The organism is Peptostreptococcus sp., from assembly GCF_977045075.1.
On the sequence record NZ_CDRRTB010000130.1, the window covers coordinates 1 to 2,774 of the forward strand.

The 2,774-nt window shown below is 39.6% G+C and carries 2 protein-coding genes and 1 pseudogene; all 3 read right to left on the minus strand.

The genetic code is table 11. The features are described 5' to 3' along the window. A pseudogene (locus tag ACW6OJ_RS07865) lies at nt 1-410 on the minus strand (ABC transporter ATP-binding protein); the annotation flags it as partial. Further along, entirely contained in the window at nt 410-2,152 is a 1,743-nt protein-coding gene (locus tag ACW6OJ_RS07870; RefSeq protein ID WP_456096254.1) for an ABC transporter ATP-binding protein, read from the minus strand. The gene ACW6OJ_RS07870 and the pseudogene ACW6OJ_RS07865, both read right to left, overlap by 1 nt. A gap of 11 nt (nt 2,153-2,163) precedes the next feature. Then, nucleotides 2,164-2,751 carry an MptD family putative ECF transporter S component gene (locus tag ACW6OJ_RS07875; protein ID WP_293431636.1) on the minus strand — a complete coding sequence of 196 codons (588 nt, stop codon included), beginning with the start codon at nt 2,749-2,751 and terminating at the stop codon, nt 2,164-2,166. Nucleotides 2,752-2,774: the final 23 nt, after the last annotated feature.

Consider the following 2,774-nt stretch of genomic DNA (forward strand, 5'->3'; position numbering starts at 1 on the left):
CCAGCCGGTATGGCATGGGATATTACCATTTCTATATTTCCAACATCCATCATGACTGTCTGAGATAGGTCTGATAGGTTGTGGGTAGAAAAGTATGAAAGTGGTAGCTCCTTAAGTTTGTTTGCTAGGTCTATCCTCATTTGGCTACTCTCTTCATAGGTCACATCATAGGTCATCTTGTATTCCTTGGCAAGAATAAGGAACATCACTACTACTATGACTAGCAGTATACCCATATAAAATGCTGTCTTTCTAAGGTTTCCATTCAAGACATCCTGGAGGAAGAAGAAGGTCAACATTGGTGGAAATATAAATGACAGGAACTTTAAAAAAGACCATCTTGAAGCCACAAGGGCATTATCTACACCCCTTTGACTCAAGGCAAAGTATCTTCTTAGCTTTTCTTTCATTATGCCAACCTCCATTCATTTGCCTTGTTGAATAGGTCTTGGAAATACCTGTACTTTGTTTGACCCGCCATTAACTGGTCGTGGGATCCACGCTCTACTACCTGGCCATCTTCAACAAGTAAAATTTCATCTACATTTCTAATACTTGAAAGCCTATGGGCTATCATAATTACTGTCTTACCCTTCATTAGTGCCTTAAAGGCCCTCTGCATTTCATATTCATTTTCAGGGTCACTGGCTGCGCTCGCCTCATCTAGGATAACTATAGGGGCATCCTTTAAGATGGCCCTTGCCACTGCTATCCTCTGCATCTCTCCACCTGATAGATGGACCCCCTTAGCTCCGATAATTGTCTCTTCTCGGGTCTCAAACTTATCAAGTATGCTGGAGCACATTGCCATATCCAAGGCCCTCATCACCTCTTCATGGCTACTTTCAGGTCTAGCCAGCCTTACATTTTCGTAAATACTAGTCTTAAATAACTTTGATTTTTGGAAAACAAAGGCTACATTCCTTTCTAGTACCTTGCTGGTATATTCTTTAATATCCCTGCCACCGATTTTTAATTGGCCTGAGGACACCGGATAGAAGCCTGATATCAATTTGGCTATAGTCGATTTACCACTTCCAGATGAACCTACAAGGGCATATACCTTGCCAGCTTCTAGTTTCAAGTTGAAGTCTGATAGGACATTGACACCTTCTTCATATTTAAATCCAACATTTTCAAACTCAATATCATAGCTATCCATCTTTTCAATAGAACCACTTTCCAATTTATTTTTTTCCATCTTGGCAAATATATCTTCCAACCTATCGATAGCATCCTGGCCTAGTTGATAGTTCCTACTAAAAAACATAATCTTCATAAAGGCATTATTAAGCATGCCTACAAAGGCAACAAAAAACACAGTCATGCTAATTACTTCACCAACTACCATACCCTTTCCAAGCTGTCTACTGGCAATTACGATTATAATTGCCCCAAATGACATCATACCACATTGGAAGGCTACAAATGGAATCTTGCACAGCTGGCACTGCCTATTTACAACCTCAGAGTAGCGAAGTATAGACTTGTATAGCCTTTCGAAGGACTCTATAACCATGTCAAAGATCTTGATTACCTGGATACCTCTTACATACTCTACTGTTTCAGAGTTTATATCGTCAAGTGCATCCATATAGTCCTTCATCATACTAGGGTCAGAATACATAAACTTAAAGCAAACTGCCGCAAATATTACGGCACAAACCAAGAGTATACCAACATAAATATTAGTAGCAAAGGCCAATCCTAGTAGACAGATCGGAAACAAGACCGCATTGACTGAGTCCGGTAACAAATGGGCTATAACAGTATGGGTGTTCACTGAGTTATCATCAATAGTCTTCCTTGTCTTACCAGATGGATTCATATCGAAAAAGGCAAAGGATGCTCCCAAGAGTTCATTTAAGCCCCTCTTCTTCATATTTGTCTCTATTCTAAAGGCAAAGACGTGACTGCAGGCCAGGGCAAGAAAATATATCAAGGCATAGGCCGTAGTTGTCAACAAAATCCAGTAGGAATATCTTCCTATTAAATCTGGTCTACTAGTTGATGTTATCTCCCTTAATAACTTAAGGAAGTAGTAGTAGGGTACAAAGGAAACCACAGTTGCAAGGCCTGATAAGATAAGGGCCATGACCATAAAGTGCTTCTTCTCCTCTGCATAACTAAATAAACGTTTAAATGTATCCATTTCTAAACCACCTAATCCTCTCTAAAGTGCTTTCTAAGAATCATGTATCCTATATATATACCAATTGCTGCCAGAACAAAGGTGATAAGAGAATTGACGATTCCCCATGTTCCTGCAGTGTATTTTATCATGTCATCCATTTGGGCAGCTGTTTGACCACGCTTAATCCAAGTTGACCTATAGGATTCTAGGAAGAAAAGCGATGGAATAATGGCTCCCCATGCCTGGCCCATATGAAGTAGGCCTGATGCAATTGCAAGTTTAAATACACTCGGTCTTTCCTCTCTTGATGCAATAAAATCCGCTATAATTGCTGTTGATACAGATGTGATTAGCCATGGCAAATATCCACCACCCATAAGGGCAAATACTCCCATTACTAGGAGCGTAAAGATAGTAAACTGCCACATTTTGCCAACCTTTCTAGACATAAAGTAGATTACCGTACCTGCAAAAACACCACAAATACCAGGGCTTATGGCATGACCAAAGGCCCCCAATGGCGATATAATTGCCATACAAATCATGTAAATAATCATATAAATTGCTGTTAACAAGGCTAGTAATAGTATGTCTTTAATTTTTAGTTTTCTACTCATAATGAACCTCCATCTCCTTATAA

Excerpts from the sequence above, each read along its gene's own strand:
- ACW6OJ_RS07875 (WP_293431636.1), bottom strand. The coding sequence starts at position 2,751 with ATGAGTAGAAAACTAAAAATTAAAGACATACTATTACTAGCCTTGTTA.
- ACW6OJ_RS07870 (WP_456096254.1), bottom strand. The coding sequence starts at position 2,152 with ATGGATACATTTAAACGTTTATTTAGTTATGCAGAGGAGAAGAAGCAC.